The 24,698-nt window shown below is 58.0% G+C and carries 23 protein-coding genes; 10 read left to right on the forward strand and 13 right to left on the reverse strand.

Going from position 1 to position 24,698, the window contains the following annotated elements; genetic code table 11:
- Positions 1-3: 3 nt before the first annotated feature.
- From C3B54_RS07940 to C3B54_RS07955, 4 genes are all read right to left on the reverse strand, one after another.
- Positions 4-255: a WhiB family transcriptional regulator gene (locus tag C3B54_RS07940; RefSeq protein ID WP_170006152.1), complete on the reverse strand. Its 252-nt coding sequence runs from the start codon at positions 253-255 to the stop codon at positions 4-6.
- A 246-nt stretch (positions 256-501) separates the two neighbouring features.
- A complete protein-coding gene (galE, locus tag C3B54_RS07945; RefSeq protein ID WP_104914353.1) occupies positions 502-1,476 on the reverse strand; it encodes a UDP-glucose 4-epimerase GalE in 975 nt (324 codons plus the stop codon).
- Positions 1,477-1,608: 132 nt separating this feature from the next.
- The gene (gene manA / locus C3B54_RS07950) at positions 1,609-2,829 is read right to left on the reverse strand and encodes a mannose-6-phosphate isomerase, class I (protein WP_104914017.1); all 1,221 of its coding nucleotides are present in this window, start codon (positions 2,827-2,829) and stop codon (positions 1,609-1,611) included.
- The gene (locus tag C3B54_RS07955; RefSeq protein ID WP_104914018.1) at positions 2,820-3,764 is read right to left on the reverse strand and encodes a hypothetical protein; all 945 of its coding nucleotides are present in this window, start codon (positions 3,762-3,764) and stop codon (positions 2,820-2,822) included. The genes manA and C3B54_RS07955 overlap by 10 nt, the downstream gene beginning before the upstream one ends.
- A 95-nt stretch (positions 3,765-3,859) precedes the next feature.
- Between C3B54_RS07955 and C3B54_RS07960 the strand changes: the two genes are divergently transcribed.
- From C3B54_RS07960 to C3B54_RS07975, 4 genes are read left to right on the forward strand one after another with little or no spacing between them, the layout of a single operon-like run.
- Positions 3,860-4,996 carry an acylneuraminate cytidylyltransferase gene (locus C3B54_RS07960; RefSeq protein ID WP_104914019.1) on the forward strand — a complete coding sequence of 379 codons (1,137 nt, stop codon included), beginning with the start codon at positions 3,860-3,862 and terminating at the stop codon, positions 4,994-4,996.
- Between the two features lie 8 nt (positions 4,997-5,004).
- The gene (locus C3B54_RS07965; RefSeq protein ID WP_104914354.1) at positions 5,005-5,880 is read left to right on the forward strand and encodes an N-acetylneuraminate synthase family protein; all 876 of its coding nucleotides are present in this window, start codon (positions 5,005-5,007) and stop codon (positions 5,878-5,880) included.
- 45 nt (positions 5,881-5,925) lie between these two features.
- Complete coding sequence (locus C3B54_RS07970; protein WP_104914020.1) at positions 5,926-6,630, forward strand: glycosyltransferase family 2 protein; 705 nt, start codon at positions 5,926-5,928, stop codon at positions 6,628-6,630.
- Positions 6,631-6,644: 14 nt separating this feature from the next.
- Positions 6,645-6,992, forward strand: coding sequence for a DUF2304 domain-containing protein (locus C3B54_RS07975; RefSeq protein ID WP_104914021.1), 348 nt, complete (start codon positions 6,645-6,647; stop codon positions 6,990-6,992).
- A gap of 51 nt (positions 6,993-7,043) precedes the next feature.
- On the opposite strand, the gene C3B54_RS07980 is transcribed toward C3B54_RS07975, so the two are convergent.
- The 3 genes from C3B54_RS07980 to C3B54_RS07990 form a co-directional block, all read right to left on the reverse strand.
- Positions 7,044-9,068, reverse strand: a complete 2,025-nt coding sequence (locus C3B54_RS07980) for a LysM peptidoglycan-binding domain-containing protein (RefSeq protein WP_158665607.1) — start codon at positions 9,066-9,068, stop codon at positions 7,044-7,046.
- A gap of 68 nt (positions 9,069-9,136) precedes the next feature.
- Positions 9,137-10,159: a glycosyltransferase gene (locus C3B54_RS07985; protein WP_158665608.1), complete on the reverse strand. Its 1,023-nt coding sequence runs from the start codon at positions 10,157-10,159 to the stop codon at positions 9,137-9,139.
- 5 nt (positions 10,160-10,164) lie between these two features.
- Positions 10,165-12,672: a glycosyltransferase gene (locus C3B54_RS07990; protein WP_104914024.1), complete on the reverse strand. Its 2,508-nt coding sequence runs from the start codon at positions 12,670-12,672 to the stop codon at positions 10,165-10,167.
- A gap of 86 nt (positions 12,673-12,758) precedes the next feature.
- Here C3B54_RS07990 and C3B54_RS07995 point away from each other — a divergent pair, with 86 nt between their 5' ends.
- Genes C3B54_RS07995 through C3B54_RS08005 form a run of 3 tightly spaced genes read left to right on the forward strand, consistent with a single transcriptional unit; the run spans position 12,759 to position 17,107 of the window.
- The gene (locus C3B54_RS07995) at positions 12,759-14,117 is read left to right on the forward strand and encodes a hypothetical protein (RefSeq protein WP_104914025.1); all 1,359 of its coding nucleotides are present in this window, start codon (positions 12,759-12,761) and stop codon (positions 14,115-14,117) included.
- On the forward strand, positions 14,114-15,271 hold the full coding sequence (locus C3B54_RS08000) for a glycosyltransferase family 4 protein (protein ID WP_104914026.1): 1,158 nt from the start codon (positions 14,114-14,116) through the stop codon (positions 15,269-15,271). Before C3B54_RS07995 ends, C3B54_RS08000 begins: the two co-directional genes overlap by 4 nt.
- Positions 15,272-15,310: 39 nt before the next feature.
- Positions 15,311-17,107, forward strand: a complete 1,797-nt coding sequence (locus C3B54_RS08005; RefSeq protein WP_104914027.1) for a DUF2142 domain-containing protein — start codon at positions 15,311-15,313, stop codon at positions 17,105-17,107.
- Here C3B54_RS08005 and C3B54_RS08010 read toward each other — a convergent pair.
- From C3B54_RS08010 to C3B54_RS08025, 4 genes are read right to left on the reverse strand one after another with little or no spacing between them, the layout of a single operon-like run.
- Positions 17,083-17,817, reverse strand: coding sequence for an ABC transporter ATP-binding protein (locus C3B54_RS08010; RefSeq protein WP_104914028.1), 735 nt, complete (start codon positions 17,815-17,817; stop codon positions 17,083-17,085). The two genes, C3B54_RS08005 and C3B54_RS08010, sit on opposite strands and share 25 nt — an antisense overlap.
- A complete protein-coding gene (locus C3B54_RS08015; protein ID WP_104914029.1) occupies positions 17,814-18,689 on the reverse strand; it encodes an ABC transporter permease in 876 nt (291 codons plus the stop codon). Before C3B54_RS08015 ends, C3B54_RS08010 begins: the two co-directional genes overlap by 4 nt.
- The gene (rfbA, locus tag C3B54_RS08020) at positions 18,682-19,545 is read right to left on the reverse strand and encodes a glucose-1-phosphate thymidylyltransferase RfbA (protein ID WP_104914030.1); all 864 of its coding nucleotides are present in this window, start codon (positions 19,543-19,545) and stop codon (positions 18,682-18,684) included. Before rfbA ends, C3B54_RS08015 begins: the two co-directional genes overlap by 8 nt.
- Positions 19,542-20,129 (reverse strand): dTDP-4-dehydrorhamnose 3,5-epimerase family protein, encoded by a 588-nt coding sequence (locus C3B54_RS08025; protein WP_104914031.1) that lies wholly within the window; start codon positions 20,127-20,129, stop codon positions 19,542-19,544. Before C3B54_RS08025 ends, rfbA begins: the two co-directional genes overlap by 4 nt.
- A gap of 162 nt (positions 20,130-20,291) precedes the next feature.
- Here C3B54_RS08025 and rfbB point away from each other — a divergent pair, with 162 nt between their 5' ends.
- Genes rfbB through C3B54_RS08040 form a run of 3 tightly spaced genes read left to right on the forward strand, consistent with a single transcriptional unit; the run spans position 20,292 to position 23,048 of the window.
- The gene (gene rfbB, locus C3B54_RS08030; RefSeq protein WP_104914032.1) at positions 20,292-21,275 is read left to right on the forward strand and encodes a dTDP-glucose 4,6-dehydratase; all 984 of its coding nucleotides are present in this window, start codon (positions 20,292-20,294) and stop codon (positions 21,273-21,275) included.
- A 25-nt stretch (positions 21,276-21,300) separates the two neighbouring features.
- The gene (gene rfbD / locus C3B54_RS08035) at positions 21,301-22,188 is read left to right on the forward strand and encodes a dTDP-4-dehydrorhamnose reductase (RefSeq protein WP_104914033.1); all 888 of its coding nucleotides are present in this window, start codon (positions 21,301-21,303) and stop codon (positions 22,186-22,188) included.
- Entirely contained in the window at positions 22,185-23,048 is an 864-nt protein-coding gene (locus C3B54_RS08040) for a glycosyltransferase family 2 protein (RefSeq protein ID WP_104914034.1), read from the forward strand. Before rfbD ends, C3B54_RS08040 begins: the two co-directional genes overlap by 4 nt.
- Before the next feature lie 35 nt (positions 23,049-23,083).
- On the opposite strand, the gene purE is transcribed toward C3B54_RS08040, so the two are convergent.
- Entirely contained in the window at positions 23,084-23,569 is a 486-nt protein-coding gene (purE, locus tag C3B54_RS08045) for a 5-(carboxyamino)imidazole ribonucleotide mutase (RefSeq protein ID WP_104914035.1), read from the reverse strand.
- Positions 23,569-24,675 carry a 5-(carboxyamino)imidazole ribonucleotide synthase gene (locus tag C3B54_RS08050; protein WP_104914036.1) on the reverse strand — a complete coding sequence of 369 codons (1,107 nt, stop codon included), beginning with the start codon at positions 24,673-24,675 and terminating at the stop codon, positions 23,569-23,571. The genes purE and C3B54_RS08050 overlap by 1 nt, the downstream gene beginning before the upstream one ends.
- Between the last annotated feature and the right edge of the window lie 23 nt (positions 24,676-24,698).

Below are 24,698 nucleotides of genomic sequence, written 5' to 3' on the forward strand. Positions count from 1 at the left end.
CCGCTAGGCGCGCCGACGCAGGCGACGACGCTCGCGCTCGGAGAGCCCACCCCAAATGCCAAAACGCTCGTCGTTAGACAGGGCGTACTCCAAGCATTCGGAGCTCACTTCGCACTGTTGACAAATCTTTTTTGCCTCCCGGGTGGAGCCACCTTTTTCGGGAAAAAATGCTTCTGGGTCGGTCTGTGAACACAGCGCATCTGCCTGCCACGCCAACGCCCCGTCATCGTGGTCGCGGACTCCTGGGATGCCCAGTTGAACCGGGTCGACAAACCAGTTGTCCGGGACTGAGTTGCGAAATTCCGCCACTCTCTACTCCTTTACTGTTACCGCCACAGGCCACGGCACTTCCAGTATTACATCGGTGTAATTACCTCCGCGTCAAGTCCGAAAACGCCGGTCTTTTCAAGCTTCACTGGAAGGTGAGAGGGGTTGGCCTCAATTAAAACCCGGTAAATAGCCGGTTGGCCTGGTGCCTGTGGGGTAAACCCTATTTCGAAATTATTTCCGCGACACGCCGTGAGCGGCGGAATATTCTCGCCAGGCGGAGCTGACCATTTCCGCCACCGACTGCTGCATGGTCCATCCCACATCGCGGGCTGCGGCCTCACCGGAGGCGACAACCTTCATCGGATCGCCTGCCCGGCGGGGCCACGCTTCGGGTTCAAAGTCAATGCCCGTGACTCTCGCCACTTCGGTCATCATCTGCGCCACGCTTGAACCGGTGCCGCTGCCGAGGTTGTAGGCGCCCTGCAGGGGCTGACCGGAGACAAGCTTTTCAGCCACCTGGACGTGGGCGTCGGCGAGCGCTTGCACGTGAATGTAGTCGCGAATGCAGGTGCCGTCCGGGGTGTCATAGTCGGTGCCAAACACTCCAGGGGTTTCTCCCCTACCCAACGCGGCGAACACCATAGACAGCAACGAGTAGGGGCTGGTGTCATAGATACCTGGCACCCCGGATCCCACCACGTTGAAGTACCGAAGCGAACAGTGTTTCAGGCCCGTGGCAACACCCTGGTCGCGCAAAATCCACTCGCCCACCAGTTTGGATTCACCGTAAGGCGAGGCTGGGTTTTTGGGCGCATCTTCATGAATAACCGGTGCATCCACATCGCCATAGACGGCGGAGGTGGAAGAAAACACGATGTGTCCAACACCGGCGCGCTCCATAGCTTCCAAGAGTCGAAGCATCCCGACAACGTTTTGGTCGTACGTCAGGAGTGGTTTTTCGACACTTACCCCTGCGTGTTTAAACCCGGCGAAGTGAATTACCCCGTCCACGTGGTGGCTAAACGCTTCATCGAGTGCACCTGGGTTCGTCACCGACCCACGAACAAGGACGACCCCTTCGGGGAGGACCTCTGCCCGGCCAGAGGAGAGGTCGTCGATGACGACGACCTCGTGACCGGCGTTAACTAGTGAGTAAACGGTATGCCCACCGATGTATCCGGCGCCTCCGGTGACGAGAAATTTCATGATGCCGAGCCTACCCAGGAGACTGTGGGCGAAGGCAACACGAGAAGCCAGACGCGCCGGCACAGCCAACGACACCGCGCGGTAAACACCGGAATCAGCAGTGGTCGACTAAGGCCGACGTGTACGGTGCTCCTACTGTGGCACCTGCTGTGAGACCTGCTGTCGGACCTCACTGGGACTGGCCCACCACAGTTCACCTGATCCTTCCAAAGTGAGCGGTGATTCTGATTGGCTGACCGCCCAGGCTTCACCGCGGCTCGCGGTAATCGATCCACGGGGTCCACGCACCTGCCAACTTCCCGCAGTGCATAAGACGATGCTGGGGCCGCTTAGCGTAATGCGCTCTTGAAGCCCACTGCCGTGCAACCTGGACAACTGAAAACCGTGACCGGCCGGTCGATAAGTACTCACCCCGGAATCATCCACCTCTGGGGTCAGGCGTGGCGCATCGCCTGGCTGCAAGACGACCACGTCTAAAAACGCCTCCACATCGACGTGTTTTGTGGTGAGACCACCGCGGAGGACATTGTCACTGGGGGCCATTAATTCCACGGCGTAGCCCTCGAGGTAAGCGTGCGGGACTCCCGCATCAACAAACAGTGCCTCGCCGGGGTCGAGGTCTACCCGGTGGAGCAACATGGCCACGGCGATTCCCGCGTCCCCGGGGAAATGTTTCTGCAAGCGCAAGATGGTGTCGGTCGCGAGGCGTACAGGGTTGTGTCCTGTCATGCCCTCTGCACGGTCACCTTGGGTAACTGGTGCTTCAGCGAGTTGACCCAATTGACCCACCAACTCCAGAACATCTTCGCCGCCACGCAACAACCACCCCAGTGTCTGCGCAATACCGTCCTGCTCGAGGCGAGAAATGTAGTCATCGACGGCGGGCGCATCGCTTCTGCCTCGAAGCTCAGTGAGTGCGTCAATCGTCTGGGTCACAGGGCGCACACCCGCTAAGGCGTGGAAGCCTCCCTCTAAGGCGACAACGAGTTCCGGTTTTGCGAAACGGTCTTTGAATAACCGGTTACTGGCATCAAGTGAGACCCCCTGTTGAACTTCACGGTCGTAGCCTTCGTGGGCCTGCTCGGTGCTGGGGTGCACCTGCAGTGACAGCGGCATGGTGGGGGCTAAGACTTTGAACAGATAGGGCAAATCGGAACGCGCGTCGTAGCGCTGCAACCACTGCGCCAATGGCCCCCCGTCAGCAGCCAGGGTGCTGGGGCGCACCGGGTGGACACCCAGCCACCATTCGGCTTCGGGTTTGTCTGAGGCGCTCCACCCGAAAAGCTCCGAAATGGCGCCGCTTCCTCCCCACGGGTAGTGGGCGAGGGTTCGGCTCAGTTTCGCTATTGCCATGTGGTCCCCGCCTGATGGTGCCAGCCGTGTCGGCTGAGAAGATTAAGCGCACCACGGTTGTGCTGGTAGGTCTGGCCCACCACGGCCACTCGACCGATGGCGTCTCGAAGGGATTGTTCAAACTCGGCCGCGACGATGTCCCTGGCAGTCGAGGTCTTCTTAATACGCTCCAGCTGGTGGTGCGCTAAGCGCAACCGCACCACCTCGAGTGAACCTTCACGAAGCTCTGTCCTGGCCGGTTGGCGTTTACTGGCCTTTTCGTGCCACGGAATGTCGCGCATGATGCGCTCCAATTCGCTCACCTCGGCTTGGGGTAGCGACACTGACCATTCTCGAACCACTTTCATGCCCGCGGGAAGCAGTGGTGCCAACCATGAGCGGGTGGGTTGGGAAGTACTGGGCGTGACCACAATGGTGTCGACCCCGGTGTGGGCCATCGCCCGGTCAAGCTCGGCGTCCATTGCCAAGAGGGCCTGCTCGGGCAAGCCCGCGTCGACAAACCAGCGCCGCTCGAAGGGCCGAAGCCTTTTCGACATGCGCACATCAATAGCAATCGTCGCTTCGTTGCGCGCTAGGGCGATGGCGAAACGGTGGGCACCATCCAGCAGGCTGCCTCGGGGTGAAATCCCGATCGGAAAATCGGGATCCAACCCGACGTCCTTGACCGCTCGGGCTAGGTCTTTAAAGGCCACCAAGGTGTCTTTATTGGCCCGCAGTGATTGCATGGTGTGGTACCAGGAGGTTTCTTTGGTGGCGCGTGTGGGGGGTTTATCCCGCAGGAGTTGCTGAGCCACAAGGCTTCGAAGGAGGACGTCGTAGCGGCCAAAAACACCGCCTTTCCACTGGGCGTGCAATAGCGCACCCAAAGGAAGTCGGGTCTGTAGAACAGGCCCCAGATTGGCTGAAAGCCAGGGAGCCACACCGGTCAGGCTCATGATGATTTAGCCTAGCCCGGCCAGTCCCTCTCACCCGGCCAGGCTGGCAGGGCGATTTTCGGGGCACAGCACAGTGGTGCGGGTAGTCTTAGCGAGTGAGCACAGTCGCCATCATTCCCGCCCGGGGCGGCTCAAAAGGGATTCCCGATAAAAACCTGCAGCCTGTCTACGGGGTGCCACTTGTCGCGAGAGCCATAAGAAGCGCGCTAGCGACAAGAGGCATCGACCGGGTCTTCGTGTCGACTGACACGGAACGCATTGCGTCTGTCGCGCAATCCAATGGCGCCACAGTGATCAATCGGCCACCAGAGATCTCGGGTGATGAAGCCAGCAGCGAATCTGCTGTCCTCCACGCCCTCGAATCAATTCCCGATGCCGACGTTGTCGTGTTCATCCAGGCCACGAGCCCTTTTATTGACCCGAAGGATTTGGATGAGGCGATCACGATGATGAAATCGGGTCGGTTCGACGCAGTGTTTTCGGCGACAGAAGATCACGGTTTTCGTTGGGAAGAGCGCGGTGGGGAATTTGTCCCCGTAGGTCACGAAGCAAGCTCCAGACCCCGACGTCAAGATTTGCCCCACCGGGTCATCGAAACGGGAGCGTTTTACCTTTTCCGGGCACAGGGCATCCGCACAGCGGGCTCTCGTTTTCACGGCCGAATTGGTTGCGTCGAAGTGGGTCGGCGGGAATCTCTCGAAATTGACACCCAGGAGGACCTACAACTCGCCCGTGAATTAGCCATGTCAGGCGAATCCACCACCCGCGTTGGACCCATCGACGCTGTCGTGTTCGATTTTGACGGTGTTCACACCGACGACCACGTCTTCGTCACACAAGACGGTGTGGAGAGTGTGCGGGTGAGTCGCCGAGACGGCTATGGAATCACTCTTCTGAAGAAAGCCGAAATTCCTCTACTGATTCTCTCTACAGAAAAAAACCCTGTGGTCACTACACGGGCCAAAAAATTGGGAGTCGACGTCCTGCAAGGACAAGACGACAAAGCCACTGCGCTCACCCAGTGGGCAAAAACACACGACATTGATTTACAACGCGTCGCCTACCTCGGCAATGACGTCAATGACGCACCCGCATTGGGCGTGGTCGGGTGGCCGGTGGTCACCGGGGATGCGCACCCCGACGTGAAACCGCTCGCTCGGCTGGTCCTGGAGTCACACGGCGGACGTGGAGCCGTGCGAGAATTAGCTGATTTGATCCTAAAGAGAAGATGAGGGTGGTCATGAGTGAAAAAGCGGTAGCAATTGGGAACCACATGGTGGGTCCCGGCCACCCCAGCTATGTCATTGCTGAAATTGGCATTAACCACAATGGCGACATTGACGTGGCAAAAAAACTTATTGACGTTGCCGCTGTGTCTGACTGCCAAGCGGTCAAATTCCAAAAACGCACTCCCGACATTTCCACACCCGAAGCGCAGAAGAACGTCCAACGGGAAACCCCCTGGGGCACCATGACGTACCTGGAATATAAACACCGCGTGGAATTTGGTGACGATGAATACACCGAAATTGCCCGCTACAGCAAAGAAAAGGGCCTTGACTGGTTCGCCTCACCGTGGGATGTCCCCTCCGTGGAGTTTCTTGAACGACACAACGTCATTGCCCACAAAATTGCCAGCGCCTCCGTCACCGACATTCCGCTACTCGAAGCACTCAAAGCAACCGGTAAACCGCTGATCCTTTCCACAGGAATGTCGACCATGGACGAGATTGACACCGCGGTGGAAACTCTCGGAACAGACAATTTGGTGTTGATGCACGCCACCTCCACCTATCCTCTGGACCCGGCGGAAGCGAACCTCCGCATGATTCACACACTGCGTGAACGCTTCGGTGTCCCGGTGGGCTATTCGGGTCACGAAACGGGCCTTCAGGTCTCACTTGCTGCCGTCGGGTTAGGGGCGAACGCCCTCGAGCGTCACATCACGCTCGATCGCGCGATGTGGGGAACAGATCACGGTGCCTCCTTGGAGCCCACCGGTCTCACCCGCCTCGTGCGTGACGTTCGGGTCATCGAATCGGCCCTCGGTGATGGCATCAAACGCGTCTACGAATCAGAAGAAGGCCCCCGCCAAAAACTTCGACGAGCCGTCTAAGTCAGCTAATCCCCCCAACACCAGGGTTTCTGGGAGAATAGGCGCGTGCCCACCGGTAGGACTGGATCACAGCCCGCGCTCACAGAGCCGCGCTGTGTTGTTGTCGTCCCCCTGTTCAATGAGGCATCGGTCATTGACGGTGTCGTCACCGAATTGCGGGAACACTTTGACCGAGTGGTCTGCATCGATGACGGCTCCCACGATGACGGCCCTGATATTGCCCGCAAGGCGGGCGCCATAGTGATTTCCCACCCCATGAACCTGGGTCAGGGTGCTGCCCTACAGACGGGGATCACCTGGGCGCGCAACAAGGGCGACATGGACTACCTGATCACTTTTGACGGTGACGGCCAACACCGAGTAGCTGATGTGGTCGACATGTTGGCTTTTGCGAGGCGAAAAGACCTCGCCATTGTGTTTGGGTCACGTTTTCTTGACAAGCGCACCAAACCGGGCTTTGCCAAAAAAGTGGTGCTAAAAGTTGCTGTCCTCATCACCAGGGTGGTCACGGGCCTGCAACTCACCGACGCCCACAATGGCTTGCGAGTGATCAGGGCTGACGCCCTGGAACACGTCAACCTCATCCAAGACCGGATGAGCCATGCCACAGAAATTGTCCACCAGCTCGCAAAAACCAAAATGAAGTGGAAGGAATACCCGGTCGAGGTCCTCTACACCGAGTACTCGAAGCGCAAAGGCCAGTCGCTTCTGAACTCCATCAACATTCTTTTCGACCTGATTGTCCGCTAGAAGAGGAACCCCTCATGCCTTCACAGTGGTTACTGCTCATCGCCCTGATCCTCATCAGCTTTTACCTGCTGAAATCCAAACCGAGTGCCAAGACCCAAGCAGTGCGTCGCTTAGTGTTAATTCTCGCCCTCATCAGTGGGGCAATCTTGGTCATTGTTCCCGACCTCCTGTTCACCACCGCGTCACTACTGGGTGTGAAAGAAGGCTCCGACCTGCTGCTGTATTTGTTCATCGTCGCAATGATGTTTTACATCGTTCACCAATATCGACGAATGCTCTCCATGGATAAAACCAACACTGACCTGGCCCGCGAAATTGCTCTGCTGCGGGCCGAAATGGACGAAAAAACCTCAACCCGATAGGACCCACACGTTGACCCCTCCGAGGGCCAACGTCGTCTGATTCGCTGCTGCCTACTCGACTCGAACGAGGGAGCCCACGTCGAGGGTGGAATTGCTTTGCAGGTCAGAGTTCAACGCGAGGATTGTCGTGGTTGACACGTCCCGCAGCTCAGCAATCAACGACACCGTGTCGCCTGCTTCCACCTTGTGGAATTTTTGCTCCTGGGAGTCCGATCCAACAATGAGGCGTTGGCCGATAACAATGAAGTTGACGTTTCGAATGTTGTTGTCATCCCGAAGTTTCGACACGGTCGTGCCGTTTCGATAAGCAATTCGAATCAACGTGTCACCGCGTTTGACCACATACACTTTGTCCGCGTCCCCCTGCTGAGTAACGAGAGGCTGCAACACGCGGTTCGCGCTCGACGAGCTCTCCTCGCTGGATTCTTCAGAACCAGAATCGTCAGAGCTCGTGTCTTCCGAGCTCGTGTCTTCCGAGCTGGAGTCCTCGCTTGAATCACCGGAATCGTCACTCACTGTTGTGGCCGCCTGATCCTCTATTCCCAGTGAGGAAAGCGAGACGTGTGAGGCGTGGGGCTCGATGGGGCTTTCAAACTGGGGAACCTCACCGGTTTTGGTGATGGTCAGTTGCTGACCGATTCGGATGAAAGACCCATCACCGGGCAGGTTATTTTCTTCCACCACTTTGCTGACACTGACACCATTACGGCTAGCAATTGCCCACACCGTGTCACCCGAGGCGACCGTGTGATTGGTCACAAAAGTTTGTGGCGCGCTGGTTTGAACAATTTCCAAGGAATCCCAGTCGTCCATGTCGTCGGTGTGGAACGCCTCGCCTTTGGCGGTCAACACCGCGAGGCGACCCTCATCGGTCTGGCCAAACTGGGCAATCCGGTTCGCACCACCCACATCGGGCACACGACCGACCCGCAACCAGTTCACCCCGTCGGTGGAGCGGGCGAGGTAGCCATCTCCATCAACGGCAAGCAAAGCGTCGTCATAGCTGGTGATGTACGTACCAAATTCTTTGGTGGGGTTGAACCAGTAGTTGTAGAGGCGCCAGAAGTTGCGGTTTCCATAACTGGAGCAGGAATCACCCGTGCCGGTGAGGTTCACCATGGCCGCGTCGTTGGGAGCATAGGGCGTGTAGTAGTACAGACCGGCGGTCGCTTGGTTTTTAATGGTCACCGGCGAGGTGCCACAAGACGAGCGGGGGTGCCAGCGCACGTTTGACTGCTTGCCCACCGGGTACCAGGTGAAAAAGCGACTGGTGCCGGGAGGGTTGGCGTAGCGTTTGAACTGTTTCGCGGCGTTGTAGACCTGGTTATAGAAGCCGAAGTATCGCTCATCGCAGGGTGCCGTGTCGGGGCAGGCATACCCGGTGGCTTTATCGAAGCGCCAACTAGATGGCCAGGTGTGGGTGACAAGACCCATTTCTTTTTGCAGCAAGACGATGAGTACTTCGACGGCGACACCACACGCTTCAGACACTTTGTACAAAATCTGCGCGGCGGTTTCATCGTCCTTGCCGTCATACGCCTGACAGAGCGCCGTTTGGTCACGATCGAACGTGTCTTCTGTGAATTCATTCAGACAGACATAGTCGTCACGACAGTTGGAGATCTTGCTGTCCAGAAAATCTTGAATTTCGTCTGCACTCATCGAGCCGCGTTGGAAAAACTCTTCATCCGAAATGATGTCGCCCGGATCAAACGCCTCCCCTAAAGGGAACACCCGAATGGTCCAGTCCTTACCATCATCGCTTCTGGCAAAAGAGAAAAACGATGTCGCGATAAAACGCTCACCGGTCCACATCAGAGACGTCACACCATTTTTGCCAAGCGCCACACCGGAGTCGACCCAGGTGCCATCAGCGCCGTCACCATCAGACCACCACAGGGTGCCCTCAGAGTCAGCGCCCACCACGGTCGTGCCATTGGTTGCTGCGTGTTGAAGATCCGGGGTGGGCTCGGATGCGTAAGCACTCGGGGCGCTCAAGCCACTAAGCGGGTAGCCACCCACAGCGACCAGCACTCCGAGCAGGAGCCCAGCAGCAGACAACACAAATCTCTTCACGAAAGCCACGGTAAGGCCGATAAGACCCTAAACCTTGGATTGAAGGCGTGTTTCGCCCAACGTCTGAACTACTGTCCAGGCTGAAACAGGTCCCGAAGTGCGTCAAAGAGGCCCCTGCGGTAACGGCGGTAGTCACCCGTGAGGTAGTGCCAGATGATGGGTAGTAGCCTCGCCCCCCGCGAAGCGGGAAGGCTTTCCTGCCAGGCATAGTGGGCGATACGTCCCATCAGAAGCTTTTTGGCTTGCGGTGTTCCCGACCACGCCGGGGATTCGAGGTATTCAGCGAGACCTGTGTGCCTGGTCTTATGGCGTACCCGAAAAGCACTTTGGGGTTCACCAAATCGCTCGCGTAGGCGCACAAGACCAGACTTTTCGGCACCAATTTCATTGCCACCGTGTTGGCGATAATGCTGAAAGACCCGCGGGTCAAGCAACAGCCCGTCCTGGCTTGCCGCCACCAGAGCCCACCACTCATCGTGCACGTAGCCTTCCGGGATGGGACCCGCCTGATCGATGAGGTCGCGTCTTAGCAGTGCCGTCTGCCCGGTGACAAGATTTCTTCGCACCAGCGCCCTCATACCCCGACCAGAGACCAGGTGGACTCGCTCCATCGTCGTCATCCGCAGGCTTTGGAGAACCCGAAGACCCTTTTTTTCGCCTTCCTCATCGACTAGGTCAGCATCAGAGTGCACCATCAACAGGTCAGGTAGCGCCTCAAAATGGGCGGCCAGGGTTTCTAATTTGTGGGGTAGCCACCAGTCATCCTGATCGGCCAGCGCGACCACATCAGCGGTTGTGTGCTTCAGGGCGTTGGCGAAATTGGCGGCAGCGCCTGCCGGCTGGTCGTGTGTCACGACGGTGAGGGTGATCCCAGCCGCCTTGCAGGGACCCTCCACCATGGCTTTGGCGATCGACACCGTGTCATCAGTGGAGTGATCGTCGGAAATCACTATTTCGTCTGGCAAGCGGCTTTGGCCAAGAATGCTCTGCACCTGTTGGCGAATAAAAAGCTCACCGTTGTAAGTGGCCATCGCCACAGCGAGACTCAGGTGATCAGAACGCTGGGACTCAGTAGTGGGGGTGTCAGACACCTTTGTTACCTCGATCGGGGCACGATTCGGCGTTTAATGGCCCGAAGGATGAGGCGGAACTCCCCGCGGGTCAGACGCTGCAAGCCCCTGCCAATATCGCCAGCTCGAAAACGAGTTTTTCTGGGTCGAAGTGGGGAGAAACGCATGGTGCCTTCGCGCGGTGCGGGGGCCGGCTCGTCGGGGTGACCGACACCGGCAACATAACCAAGCAATGGTTCGAGCACACGGTGCCAGCGATAGGACTCTCGAACGCGAGTGATGTTCTTGATGGCTTTTTTCCGAAACGCCTCATCCGTGAGAACTTTTTCCAGCGCGTCAGCGAGCGCAGTCGCGTCATCGGCTGGAACCACAATGCCTAACTGTTCCCTTTGCACCAGTTCCGCGAAATGGTCACCCTCGGTGAGCACCATGGGTCGCTTCGCCCACAGGTAATCCAACACTCGGGTTCTAAACGAGAAGGTCGTCTCAAGGTGGGCGCGGTGTGTGGATACTCCCGCATCTGACTCAAGGAGGTAGTTGTGCCTTGTGGTGTAGTCCACCCAGGAGTCGTTGAAAAACACGTGGCTGTCCAACACACCTAACTGCTTGGCGAGTGTTCTCGACTCTTCGACGATGGGCATTTCGGGAACCCCAGGGTGGGGGTGTTTGGTGCCTTGGAAGAACAGTGTCACCCGCGGCTGCCTATGGGCGAGTTCTGCAACAGCGCGTATCAGTGTTTGGGGGTCGAACCAGTTGTAAAGTCCCCCACTCCAAATCAGCACCAGGTCATCTGATTCGATTCCTGGCACGACACCGCGCAACACGTCGGCGTCGTGTGTGGGTTCGTCGTCTGGAATTCCAAACGGAACGACACCGATGAGCCGCTCCAGGTGGGGGTCGTCTCGGTAGCTTTGGGGGTTTACCCGACCCAGTGTGGTCAGTTGACCCAAATAAAAATGTCGCTGGCGCTCTGATGCACACAGGAAGTAGTCACCCCGGCGGAGCTGGTCGGTGATGGATTGTGTGGCGTCGGCGACGTGGGCCGACCATTGGTCTTCGGGGAGGTGTCTGGCCTGTTCGAGTTGTTCGATATGCATCGGGTCGTAAATGTCGACAATGAGCCGTTTGGTACTGCGCTGGAGGGCATCGAAAAGGTCGAGGGCGTGGCCTTGGAAGATGATCACATCGGCCCAGGCTTCCCAGGGGCTAAACGCTTTGTTGTCACCTGGTGTGACGTGGACGACGTCGAATCCGGTGTGTTCGACATCCCCCAGTTCGGTGAGGGTCATCAGGGTCACTTCGTGGCTGGGCGCGAGCGCTCTAGCCATCTGCCAGGCGCGAATTCCTGGGCCGGAAAGCTTTTGACCGAGTGGATCACCGGTGATGATCAGCACACTCGTTGTGGGGGGATCACTCACCACGTCGAAGGCCGCCTGCAAATGGTCATACCCACGAAGGTACCCGGGCTCTGTCGACATGGGTGCTTCCGGCTCGCCAAATAGCTTCCACATCCAGTTGTCGGAGACCACCCGCGAGGCTTGAATCTGTTGGCGTTTGGCTTTGAGTGCGGGCAGCATTTCCAGAAACTGATCCGTGGCAAAGAGCGGGACCAACGCGAGAGGGTCCACGGCTTCTGGTTCGGGGTCACTGCGGCGAATATCAAACGACGTGGTGTCCACACCGGTCCTGGTGACGGCTCGCCTGGCCGACATCATCATCGCCGCCGGTAACACGGTGCGAAGTTTTTCTTCACCCAGGTTTTTGTAGAGGCAGGCGAGAGCGTTTCGCTCGAGCAGGAATTCTTCTTTGTGGCTACCGATGTTCGTCATTGACTGGTGGTGTTTGTGAAAGACCAACGATTCGGGTTCGTACTGGTACACCCACCCGGCGAGGTTTAACCGCCAACCAAAGTCGACGTCTTCGAAAAACATAAAGAAGTCCTCATCGAAGCCCCCCAACGCATCAAAAACGTCTTTTCGCACCAGCATGGCTGAGCCGGTCCCAAAGAGCACCGGACCCGCAGTGGCTTCTTTTTTTCTCGACGCCGGGTGGCCAGACAGGGGCCGGTACCCCATCCCGTACCAGGTGAGGCCGGCACCGGCATAGTCGATGGTGTTGCCTTCCCAGTCCAACACGCGGCTCGCCACCGCACCCACTTGGGGGGTGCGATAAAGCGCTTCGACGCCGTGGGTCAACCACCCGGGGTCGGGTTTGGCGTCGTTGTTTAAAAAGGCGACGACGTCGCCCTGTGCGTTTTTCACACCCAGGTTGCAGCCACCCGCAAAGCCGAGGTTTTCAGCCGATTCCACCAGGGTGATCGAGCCGGTACTCAAATCGGTGCTCGAATCAGCGCTCGAGTCAGCGATGGGGCGGAGCTTTTCTAGCGAGTCATCGCCAGAGGCGTTATCGACCACCACAATCTCGAGAGCGTCTTTGGGCCAGTCCAAACCGCGAAGACCCTCAATGGCCACAAGGGTGTCATCGACACCTTTGTAGTTGACTAAGACGACGCTCACCAGGGGATGGTTCGTCATCAGATACTCACATTCCAGCCGAGGGTGGGGGACCTGCCATACTTACCCTACGGTCTCAGGCTTGCCCACCGTGGGAGGATTCCGCTATGGATAACAGCCAGGCACGCTCCAGGCTGGGTAATTTTCTCCACCTGCGAGAGGCCATTAACGACTCTGGACTCTTTGACTCACGTTGGTATCGCCAACACAGTGTGGAGGCCAGGCTGTGGCCATCAGCTCTTGTGCACTACCTGATTCGAGGCTGGCACCAAGGCTTGGACCCCTCGCCACGCTTTGACACGAGTTTTTACGTGGAGCGCTACCGGGATGTCCGAGGCTCTGGCGCTAACCCACTCATGCACTACGTCTTACACGGAAAAGAGGAGGGCCGTTTGGCTACCCAATCTGGGGCAATTTTGCGCGAATCGCTCCACCCTGAACTCAGCCCCCTGCCCATCTTTGCCGTGCCGGGGACACCAGGCTCCAGGCTGAGCGTCGTCATCGACGACCACACCCCGAAGCTTCTTGGCCTGGGGTACACCCCACTATTAGCTCTGGCGGCTCAGACTGCCTCCGCCGCCGGCTGGAGCCTTCGCATCGTGGTGCGAAGCACCACGATTCCCACCGCAGATATCTCTGCGGCGCTACAAGCCGTCATGCCCGATAAGCGACCGCTGTTGGATATTGCCCGACGCGAACCCGGGCACACCGACGATGTTGACACCCTGGAAGGCGAACACTGGTGGGCCAGTTCGGTCAGTAGTTACCATTCCCTGGCTCGCCTTGTTCCCGCACGCCACTTGCACTGGGTGCTCGGCGCTCACGAACCACAGCGTCTCGCCGCGGGCGAACTTCGACTCCTCGCCGAGCAAGCCTTAGCCGATCCCCACACACGCACCGTCGTGATCGGTGGGGCAGTAGACGCATCGGATCTGGCCTGTGAGCAGACACGAATCGATTCGCTTCCGGCGCTCATGTCTCTCCCCGAGGGCACAAAGGGCGGGTCCCGTCTGGGAGTCATTGTCGATCAGGCCTCACCCGAAAGCCTCGTGTCCAGAAGCGTCCAGGTCATTGACGAGTGTCTCGCCCGCGGGGTTTCAGATGACACTGTCGAGGTGGTGTTCATCGGTTTAGATACCGCGCCCGTGACACTGCTCGGCTCACAGCTCGCCGGCCAACAACCCACCTCCACCCCACAGCAGTGGGCTACAGCGCTTGGCAGCGTGGACAAAGCGGTAGTCCTCAGAGCAGGGACAGAAGGCTCGCTTCTCCTCGACGAATTGGGCGCCCACGGCATCTCCTGCATAGATGCCACCCCACACAGCAGCCCCAGTGCAAGCGACATTGACGGTGTCGTCGATGCTGTTGGTGCCCTCCTTCAAGGAGCGGCCACACCCACGACATCGTCAACGAGTTGGGAAGATGTGACCGCGTCAGTGTTGGCGGCCATGGGAGGCAGTGCGTGAGCACTTCTGGCTACAGGGTGCTGGCCGCCATGCCGTGGGAGAAGACTCTGGTGGAGCGGCTTCGGGAACTGAAAGCGGGCACCACCCGTGTGGGGTATGTGTATGAGCGGGCGGAGCCTGGCACCTTCCGCTACCGCTGCTACAACATGGTCCAGGCACTCAACAGCCACTCTGAAGAATTCTCCGCAGGCTATTTCTTTCTCTACGACCTGCAATCAATTGACAACCTGGTCGACCATTTAGATGTTCTCGTCTTGGTGCGAGTGCGCTACGACTCTCACGTCGACCGGTTGGTGCGCCAGGCCCGGATCAGGGGCATCCCGGTGCTCTATGACCTAGACGACAACATTTTCGATGTCGAATCCACCCCGTTACTGGTCTCCAGTCTTCAACAGGGTCTGAGCCGTTACGGCCGGATCGAAAAGTGGGTGGGTGTGGTCGGTCGCATCCGAGAAAGCCTCGAGTTGGTCGATGGCATCATCACCACCACGTCGTTCCTTCAAGGCCAGCTAGAAGACACTTTTGATGTCCCGGTGTGGGTTCTGCCGAACTTTTTAAACCACGAACAGTGGGACTATTCCGAAACCCTTCGCAGTGAGGCTCTCCAGCCCGACGCCGAAGCGCCGATCATTGGGTACTTCTCTGGCAGCGCATCACACAACCGCGACTACCAGATCGCCACAGAGGGCTTGCGAGCGGTGTTGGAGGCCTACCCGCAGGCGAAGCTTCGCATCGCCGGGTATTTAGATATTCCCGCCGCGTTGGAAGATTTCTCCACACGCATTGAGCGCCTACCGTTCATGGACTTCCTCGGCCTGCAGCGAGCCATTGCCGAAGTAACCCTGAACCTCTCCCCCATCCAGCACAACGTCTTCGCGCACTCCAAATCAGAGCTCAAGTATTTTGAAGCCGCAGCGGTCGGCGTCCCCACGGTCGCCTCCCCTGCGCCCGTATTCACCGAGACCATCACCCCCGGCGACAACGGCTACCTTGCCGATGCCGCCCAGTGGTCAGAGGTACTGCTCGAGGCCCTCGCCGATACTCCTGACAGGAACAGAGTCGCCGAGCGGGCACTCGCCCACGTGGGCGAGCACTACCTGGCAGCAACCATGACCCCTCGAATTACTCACGTGTTGGGCCAGCTAGGCTCTTAATATCGTGTGGCAGGAGCCACGTGGGAAGGACACCACCCTGTGACCGAGCGCAACGCTGACTCTGTTTCAAACCCTGACGCTGTTTCGAACCCTGACGGCGAATCAACCCCTGACGCTAATTCTGGCAGTGACGCTGTGTCGAATCCGGACGCCGCTGTGAACAGCACAGAGAAAGATTCACCAGAAGAGTCGACTAGTGGCGCATCCGATGAGGTCACCGGGCCGAGGCGGAAAGCCGTTCCCACCGCAGTGAGTATCGGCTCTGTGTGGGCGTCACTTCGCCACAGCAGGCTCGCTGGGGCGATCCTCGTGTTTGTGTTGGGTGTGGTGAGCCTTGGCGCCTGGGCAATGAGTTCACCTTCCGGTTCGGAACCGGACTCTGATTTCCATTTGGCATCGATCTGGTGCACCACGGCCGAGCCTGGGAGTCCGTGTGATTTGGAAGAGCGGCGCAACCGAAAAATGGTTCCCACGGCGTTGATTGAGGCACGGTGTTTCAGCCAAGATCCGACCGCGAGCGCTGCCTGTCAGCCGCTAATGACGACCGCTGATGACCGTGAGACGATGACCAACCGGCTCAACATTGTCGAATCGAAAGCGAACTACCCCACCGGTTTTTTCCTCACCTACAACCAGTTTGCTGACACCAATGTGGACACCAGCGTGTTCACCATGCGGATGGTGGGCGCGACACTGTTCGTGGGCTTAAACGTGCTCTTGTGGTGGTTACTTCCGATTCGGTTGAAAAGCCCGCTCGCGTGGGCGTGGATGGCGACACTCATCCCCTTGGGGATGTTCATCATTCCGTCAACGAACCCCAGTTCGTGGTCGCTGATTGGTGTCGGCTCGGCCTGGATTGCGCTGTTGGGGTATTTGGAATCGACGAACTATCGCAAGTGGATTTTGGGGGGAATGTTCCTCGTCTTCGTGTTGCTGGCAGTCGCATCCAGGACTGACGCCACACTCTTTGCGATTGCCACCGCCGGTCTCGCGATTTTTGTCACCGATGCACCCTTCAGGCAGTTGGTGAAGCGGCTCTGGATTCCCGCTGTCGGTGCTCTTGCCGCCGTCGGGTGGTTGTTCGTTCAAGGCGGTGCCATCGGGGTTCTCACTGAAGGTGTCGGTGGGGATGGTGAACCCTTCGACTGGCAGCTTCTCTGGCACAACTTCATCGAAGTCCCCGGGCTGTGGATGGGAGCTTTTGGAATTTGGCCGTGGGGGTCGCTCGGGTGGTTGGACACCCCCATGCCCCAACTCGTCGCTTTCCTTGCCTTTGGGGTGTTTATCGCCCTGTTGGGCCTCGGCATTACCGGCTCCACGTGGAGGGTGCGCGCCGTCACTTTCGTGATTCTTGCGATGATGTGGGTGTATCCGCTGTTTATCCTCCAGCAGGCAGGTTTCCTGGTCGGTGCCGGATTCCAGTCCCGCTACGGACTACCACTACTGGTCGTCCTCTTAGGGGTTGCTGTTCTGCGCTCTGAGGGCACACCGGGGATCATCCAGAAGTTCTCGCAGCGGGCGTGGATTGCTGGAGCTCTCGCGATTGCCAACTCGGTGGCGCTCCACCACAACATCCGTCGTTACACGACGGGTCTTGACGAGCGTGGTTTTGATCTAAACGCCGGCCGCGAATGGTGGTGGTTTGGTCTTCGAGAATCTGCCATCACCCCCATGTCGGTCTGGTTTATCGGCTCGATAGCTTTCGCGGCAGTGGCGTGGATTGTCGTGGTCTACGCCACGAAGGCCTCCGACCAGGCTCTTCGACTCCACAGCCAGGACCGTCCAGTTGGCGACGAGCCGGTAGTCGCGGCTCAGTCTTCAGCGTTAGCGCGGTAAGCAGCGACCACGTCAGCACCAACACCGGACGTCTGTAGTACACCTTTTTCGATCCAGGACACCCGGTCACAAATATCGGCGACGACGTCGAGTGCGTGGCTCACCAAAATGATGGTTTTGCCTTCTTTTTTGAGGTCTAAGAATTTGGCGAAACTTTTTTGTTGAAATTCTTCATCACCCACGGAGAGCACTTCGTCAACAACCAAAATGTCGGGTTGGACGTGGATGGCGACAGAGAAACCCAGCCGGACATACATGCCCGAACTGTAGTTTTTGACCGGTTGGTCGATGAAACGCTCCACACCAGAAAAATCAATAATCGAGTCGAGTTTCGACTCGATTTCCTTTCTCGACATCCCCAAAATGGAGCCGTTCAGGTAAATGTTTTCCCGGCCCGAAAGCTCGAGGTGAAAACCGGAGCCCACTTCTAACAGGGACGCCATTTTGCCGTTGTAGGTGATGGATCCTGAGGTGGGCCAATATATTTTCGCCAAACACTTCAACAGTGTCGACTTACCGGATCCGTTACTGCCGATAATTCCGTAGGTCTGGCCGGCGGCCACATCGAAGCTGACGTTTTTTAGCGCCCAAAATTCGTCGTGACGGGAGGTGCGCCCGCGCATGACCGCAGACTTTAGCGTCTGGTTTCGCTCATGGTAGAGGCGGAATTTTTTGGAGACATCGTCGACGATGACGGCGGGTTCGCTCATATCAGCTCCGCCAATCTTTTCTCCGTTTTGGTGAAGTAGAACAGACCCAGGGCGAAAGTACCCAACGCCCACAACAGTGCGGCAATCACTGCCGATGGGGCGGGCCAGGTGTTGTGATACAGCAAGTCTCTAAAGATTGACACGTAAGGCTCCATGGGGTTTAGCCGGTAAACGTCAGCCAGGGTGACAGGCGTACCCAGTAGGCCACCCCAGCGCTCAGATTGGTTATCCACCAAGGAGATTGGGTACAAAATTGGCGTGAGATAGAACCAAAACTGCAAGATGACGGTCAACAGGTACGCCAAGTCCCGAAAGAAGACATTCGCGATGGCCAAAATCATCGCCAACCCGGCCGCAAAAACGGCGAGCACCAACATAAACAGTGCAACCATCGGCAGCCACGGCAACACAAATGCTCCAAAAATGGACAGTGCAATGACCAGCACCACCATTTCAAAACTCCAGTTCACTACTCCGGCACCTGTCAGTGACAGTGGTAGCACCAGACGCGGGAAATACACCTTCTGGACGAGGCTCGAATTGTCGACAATGGAGCGCACCCCTTGGGTGATTGTCGACTGGAAAAACAACCACGGCAACAGCCCACAGACCAACCACAGCGCGTAGTTGTCTAAACCGCTCGGGTCGCCAATTTGGGCGGGCACTTGGAACACGACGGAGAAAATGAACGTATAGACGATGATGGCGGCGATGGGGTTGGCCAAACTCCACAGTTGGCCAAGAGCTGTCCGCTTATATTTTCCGCGCACTTCACGCTGGGTGAGATTCCACAACAACTCACCCGAGTTGAACACATCGCGGAAATAGGTCCTGGTCCAACTGACCGGTTGGGGGGTGCCTGATTTAGCCATCCACCAAGCCTTCGAGGTAGTGACCGTAACCAGACTTTCGAAGCGGGGCAGCCAGTTCACGCAGCTGCTCGGTGGTGATCCAACCAGCCCGCCACGCGATTTCTTCGATGCAGCCGATTTTGAGGCCTTGGCGCTCTTCAATGACGCGCACATATTCACTGGCTTGCATCATCGATTCAAACGTTCCAGTGTCCAACCACGCAATGCCTCGGTCGAGTACTTGAACTTGGAGACGACCGCGCTCCAAATAGTGCTCGTTGATCGTGGTGATCTCTAGTTCACCCCTGGCACTGGGGGCAATCGTTTTCGCAATGTCGACGACGTCGTTGTCATAGAAATACAGACCCGGAACGGCGAAATTGCTTTTCGGCTTTTCGGGCTTCTCCTCGATAGAGAGTGCCTTCATCTGGTCGTCAAAATCGACCACACCGTAACGCTCAGGATGTGACACGTGGGAGGCGAAAATCAACCCGCCCTCAATGTCGGTATTTTCTCGAAGCGATGAGCCAAGGCCTGTTCCGTGGAAAATGTTGTCGCCCAACACGAGGGCAACCGAATCTGAACCGATGAATTCTTCGCCGATGATGAACGCCTCGGCGAGGCCGCGTGGCTCATCCTGAACGGCGTAAGAAATAGTCATCCCCAACTGGCTGCCGTCACCCAGGAGGTCTTTAAACGACTGGTTGTATTCCGGGGTGGTAATCACCAGAACATCATCAATACCGGCCATCATCAGCGTGGACAGCGGGTAGTAGATCATCGGCTTGTCATAAATGGGCATCAGCTGTTTCGAAATGCCCCTCGTGATGGGCCACAACCTGGTGCCAGAGCCACCCGCGAGAATGATGCCTTTCATTTGACCGGCTCCTTTGCGCTCACGTGGGGCAACAACCCCGCAGCGTGAGCGTCACTCAGTGTGGGGGCATCCTGATCTTTCGGGGAGAGCAGCAGTTGATCAGCAGGCATCCCGAAATCGATACCGATTTCTGGATCGAGGGGGAAAATTCCGTTTTCTTTATCCGGGGTATACACGTCGGAGACCAGGTAACACACGGTGGTGTCATCATCTAGGGCCACAAAAGCATGCCCCACCCCGTAGGGCAACAACATGGCGTTTCTCGCCGCAGCAGAAACATCGATGGCTTCCCACTGGCCGAACGTGGGCGAATCGACGCGGATATCGACCACGACATCTCGAATACGACCCGTCATGCAGGTCACCAGTTTCGCCTGTCCCGGTGGCACCTCGGCGTAGTGAATACCGCGCACCACACCGCGGGATGAGCGAGAGACATTGGCTTGCCTCACCGGGAAGCGATAGCCGGTGTTCGCTTCGATGTGATCGAAGCGAAACCATTCGGCAAATTCGCCGCGGTCGTCAGCGTGGACAACGTTTCGTACTTCAAACGCGCCGGCGATTCCCAGGGCAACGAATTCCACCCCCGAACTCTACCAACGCTCTGGCCCATCACTGCGTGGGCACTCGCCAACCAGCAAGGGGAAGTAGGCGACAAAGCATCACCACACACTGCCTGGAAACTCCGCAACTAGACTGGGGGCGCTGTTAATGAACGCCCCGTTCCCGACCTGAGGAGTACCACCGTGAAACTTTTCGTCACCGGTGGTGCCGGCTTTATCGGGTCAAACTTTGTGCGAATGGCCCTCGGTGGTCGACTTCCCGGCCTAGAAGAAGCAGAAATCACCGTCTTTGATGCCCTGACCTATTCCGGGACGCTCACCAACCTCGAATCGGTGGCCAACCACCCGCGTTTTCGCTTCATCCAAGGCGACATTAGGGACATGCCCGCACTGCTGGAGCATGTGGCAGGCCACGACGCAATCGTGCACTTTGCGGCAGAAAGCCACGTCGATCGAAGCGTGTCTGACGCAGGAATCTTCGTGGACACCAACGTTGCCGGTACCCAGAAACTTCTAGAAGCCGCGCGCCAGCTGGGCACGGACCGTTTCCTGCAGGTATCAACCGACGAAGTGTATGGCTCGATTGATGAGGGTGAGTGGGATGAGGAAGAACCCCTGCTTCCCAATTCACCGTATGCGGCCAGTAAGGCCGCATCAGATTTAATGGTCCGCGCGTACCACCAAACCCACGGTTTAGACACCGTGATGACCCGGTGTAGCAACAATTACGGCCCCCACCATTTTCCAGAAAAGGTCATTCCGCTGTTTGTCACCAACCTTCTCGACGGGCACCCCGTTCCGCTCTATGGCGACGGTGGCAACCAGCGCGATTGGCTCCACGTGGACGACCACTGCCGCGGTATCGCTCTAGTGCTCCAAAAAGGCACCAGCGGTGAGGTCTACAACATTGGTGGCGGCACGGAGCTCACCAATAAAGAACTCACTCACATGCTCTTAGGTCTCACCGGTCGAGACGATTCCTTCATCAGCCACGTGGAAGACCGGCTCGGACACGACCGTCGCTACTGCGTCAGTATCGACAAAATTTCTCGTGAACTCGGCTACGCCCCCGAAGTTGATTTCCAGGAAGGCCTCGCCGACGTCGTCCAGTGGTATCGCGATAATCGCGGCTGGTGGGAACCCCTCAAAGCCCGCGCAGCACTCTAAGAGCGTCTGGGAACCAGGAGCTTTGATGACTCGCATTCTCCTCACCGGAGCCGGTGGCATGTTGGGCCATGACCTGCAGTCTGTCCTCGCCGACTATGACCTCACCGCCATGAGCCGGGCAGAGCTGGACATCACCGACCAGGATGCGGTGAACCAGGCAGTCGCCGGGCACGACGTTGTCGTGAACGCTGCCGCGTATACCCAGGTCGACCAGGCGGAAGCAGAACCCGAAGAGGCAATGCGGATTAACGCAGAAGGACCTGCTGCGCTTTCGCGTGCCTGTGCGACCCACCACGCCCGGCTCATTCACGTCTCCACCGACTACGTCTTCGACGGGAATGCCACCACCCCCTACCCGGAGGGCACTCCCCGTAACCCCCAATCGGTCTACGGCAGGACGAAAGCTGCTGGCGAAGAAGCACTCGAAAAGATTTACCCGGAAGGATCCCTCATCATTCGCACTGCCTGGTTGTATGGGAAACACGGCACACATTTCCCGGGAACCATGCTGGAGTTATCCAAAACCCACGACACGTTGAGTGTCGTGACCGACCAGGTCGGCCAACCGACCTGGTCTCGAGATTTAGCACGGATGATTCGCACCCTGATTGATTCAGACATTCGCTCCGGAATTTTCCACGGCACCAATTCGGGGCGCACCAGTTGGTATGATTTTGCGAAAGAAGTCTTTCGCCTTGCGGGGCTCGATCCAGAGCGCATAAAGCCCACCACTTCTGATGCATTTGTGAGACCCGCGCCACGACCCGCATGGTCAGTGTTGGGCCACGATGCCTGGAATGACGCGGGTCTGGAGACACCGAGGCCGTGGCAGGAGGCCCTCCAGGAAGCATTTCCAGAGGTTTTCCCCGGCTTTGCTGTCGCGGCCGACCCCCGTTCAGGGGCGACGTCATGACTCTGGGGCTCGTGGTGGTGACCTACCAGTCCAGTGATGTGTTGGACACTTTTCTTGAATCGTTGAAGGACTCAACGGTTCTTCCAGGTGCCGTGGTCGTTGTCGACAACTCCCCCACAGTGCTCACCCCACCTGACACCCCGTGGTTAGCCTCACTCGAGGTGATTCACCGTCCTGAAAACCCAGGCTATGGAAGCGGAGCGAACATCGGTGTGGCAGCACTGCCTGAAGACTGTGACTGGGTGGTGGTGTGTAATCCGGACATTGTGGTCACCCCGGACACGATCGAGGCGCTATTAACCGAAGCCCACTCCCACCCCAAGGTGGGGGCTCTGGGTCCCGCGATTTCTAACGAAGACGGTTCTCTTTATCCTTCCGCGCGGGCCCTGCCCACTCTTGGTGTCGGTATCGGCCACGCGCTGTTAGGTGTGGCATGGCCAGAAAACCCGTGGACGGTTGCCTACCGCGGGGATTACCGCGGAAATGAGACCAGAGAATCGGGCTGGCTATCCGGGTCGTTCCTGCTACTTCGACGAGAAGCCTTTGTCACCATCGGAGGGTTCGACGAGGGCTACTTCATGTTTTTCGAAGACGTGGACTTGGGCTGGAGGCTTTCCGAAGCCGGCTACACCAACCTGTATGTCCCAGGCGCCACCGCTGTACATCAGGGTGGCCATTCCACGAAAAGTAGCCACGACCTGATGCAACAGGCTCACCATCACAGCGCGCTGCGCTTCATTTCAAAGCGCTATCCGGGGCCCCTCTACTGCCCGGTGCGCACAGTAATTGGGGCGGGTCTCACCATTCGGGAGAGGGTGCTTCGCGGACGGGCACTGCAACTGTCTAAGCCCGAACAATAGACGCCTCTGCGAAGCAACCACCGGTTACCTGGTCTTCAGAACCAATCCAGGGTTTTGGCTTGCACGTCGTCTCGGAGTCGCGCCTGGTAGATCGTCAAACGATCTCGCAGAGCCGAATCGTGGGCGGCTAGCATCCGCACAGCCAATAAGGCGGCATTTTTTGCCGCCCCCACTGCGACTGTGGCGACGGGGATGCCGTTGGGCATTTGAACGATGGAGAGTAGTGAGTCCATCCCGTCAAAATATTTCAGGGCGACCGGAACTCCGATCACGGGCAGGGTGGTCAGTGAGGCGACCATTCCGGGTAGGTGGGCGGCGCCGCCGGCCCCCGCAATGATGACTTTCACTCCGCGGGCGGCAGCACCTTCGGCGAATTCGACCATGTCGTGTGGTGTGCGGTGGGCGGAAACCACTTTGGCTTCCACGTCCACTTTGAATTCTTTGAGGAGCTCGCCGGCCTCTCTCATGACGGGCCAGTCCGAATCAGAACCCATAATGATGCTCACTGTGGCCTGGTCCATTAGTGCTGCCTTCCCGCTTCGCTCGCGCCTCGCGCGAGAGTTTTCACCTGGTCAAGATCATCGCCGTAAGCCACCACATGTCCCGCTTTTCTTCCTGGTCTGGCGGATTTACCGTAAGCGTGTGGTCGAATGTGTGGCGAATACTCCAACGCGGCCTGGATCCGCTCATTACTCGCATCACCAAAAAGGTTCACCATCACCGCCCACGGCTGTCGAAGGGTGGTCTCCCCTAGCGGCCAGTCCAACACTGCCCGCAGGTGGGCCTCGAACTGGCTGGTCACAGCGCCTTCGGTAAAGACGTGGCCGGAGTTGTGTGGGCGCATGGCCAATTCGTTGACCAGCAACTGCCCGGAAGCAGTCTCAAACATTTCGACCGCCAACACTCCGGTGACATCCAGAGCCTCAGCAATGGCCTGCCCGATGCGGGCAGCCTCCGCCACAATGTCGGGTGATGCGTCGGGTGCTGGTGCCACCACTTCGGCACACACACCATTTTGTTGCAGGGTTTCAACGACAGGGAATGTCGCCGAATCTCCCTGTGGTCGCCTGGCCACCAATTGGGCGAGTTCTCGCACAAACTCGACTTTTTGCTCCAACAAGATCGGGCCGGCAGCCAACCAGTCGCCCACCTCGTGTGGGGTGTTGACCACTCGAACGCCTTTTCCGTCGTAACCACCACGCGGTGTTTTCGCCACCGCCACACCATCATGCTCGGCAAGAAACTGCTCAACAGCGTGCGTATCGGCTGCGACAGCCCACGCGGGAAGCGGCACATCAAGTTCGGACAGGCGCTCACGCATCAGCGCTTTATCTTGGGCAAACATCAACGCGTGGGGGCCGGGTCGCACCGCGACACCGTCTGCCACCAGTCGCTCCAACAGGCGGGTGGGCACATGTTCGTGATCAAACGTGAGGACATCCACTTCTTGGGCAAAAAAGCTCAACGTTTCCCAGTCGGTGTAGTCACCGACGACGGTGGCCGCCAGGCCAGCAGAAGAGCCTTCCGATTCGGCCAACACCCGAATCTCCACACCGAGTGCCTGTGCTGCGGGAATCATCATGCGGGCAAGCTGACCTCCACCGACCACGCCGACCCGAATACTCACAGTCACAGCCTAGTAAGCCATCA

This window comes from Pontimonas salivibrio, assembly GCF_002950575.1.
In the GTDB taxonomy this organism is placed as follows: domain Bacteria; phylum Actinomycetota; class Actinomycetes; order Actinomycetales; family Microbacteriaceae; genus Pontimonas; species Pontimonas salivibrio.

What these genes read in the sequence shown, in the direction of transcription:
- galE (WP_104914353.1), bottom strand. Translation starts at nt 1,476, where the DNA reads ATGAAATTTCTCGTCACCGGAGGCGCCGGATACATCGGTGGGCATACC.
- manA (WP_104914017.1), bottom strand. Translation starts at nt 2,829, where the DNA reads ATGGCAATAGCGAAACTGAGCCGAACCCTCGCCCACTACCCGTGGGGA.
- C3B54_RS07955 (WP_104914018.1), bottom strand. Translation starts at nt 3,764, where the DNA reads ATGAGCCTGACCGGTGTGGCTCCCTGGCTTTCAGCCAATCTGGGGCCT.
- C3B54_RS07965 (WP_104914354.1), top strand. Translation starts at nt 5,005, where the DNA reads ATGAGTGAAAAAGCGGTAGCAATTGGGAACCACATGGTGGGTCCCGGC.
- C3B54_RS07975 (WP_104914021.1), top strand. Translation starts at nt 6,645, where the DNA reads ATGCCTTCACAGTGGTTACTGCTCATCGCCCTGATCCTCATCAGCTTT.
- C3B54_RS07990 (WP_104914024.1), bottom strand. Translation starts at nt 12,672, where the DNA reads ATGACGAACCATCCCCTGGTGAGCGTCGTCTTAGTCAACTACAAAGGT.
- C3B54_RS07995 (WP_104914025.1), top strand. Translation starts at nt 12,759, where the DNA reads ATGGATAACAGCCAGGCACGCTCCAGGCTGGGTAATTTTCTCCACCTG.
- C3B54_RS08010 (WP_104914028.1), bottom strand. Translation starts at nt 17,817, where the DNA reads ATGAGCGAACCCGCCGTCATCGTCGACGATGTCTCCAAAAAATTCCGC.
- C3B54_RS08015 (WP_104914029.1), bottom strand. Translation starts at nt 18,689, where the DNA reads ATGGCTAAATCAGGCACCCCCCAACCGGTCAGTTGGACCAGGACCTAT.
- rfbA (WP_104914030.1), bottom strand. Translation starts at nt 19,545, where the DNA reads ATGAAAGGCATCATTCTCGCGGGTGGCTCTGGCACCAGGTTGTGGCCC.
- rfbD (WP_104914033.1), top strand. Translation starts at nt 21,301, where the DNA reads ATGACTCGCATTCTCCTCACCGGAGCCGGTGGCATGTTGGGCCATGAC.
- C3B54_RS08040 (WP_104914034.1), top strand. Translation starts at nt 22,185, where the DNA reads ATGACTCTGGGGCTCGTGGTGGTGACCTACCAGTCCAGTGATGTGTTG.
- purE (WP_104914035.1), bottom strand. Translation starts at nt 23,569, where the DNA reads ATGGACCAGGCCACAGTGAGCATCATTATGGGTTCTGATTCGGACTGG.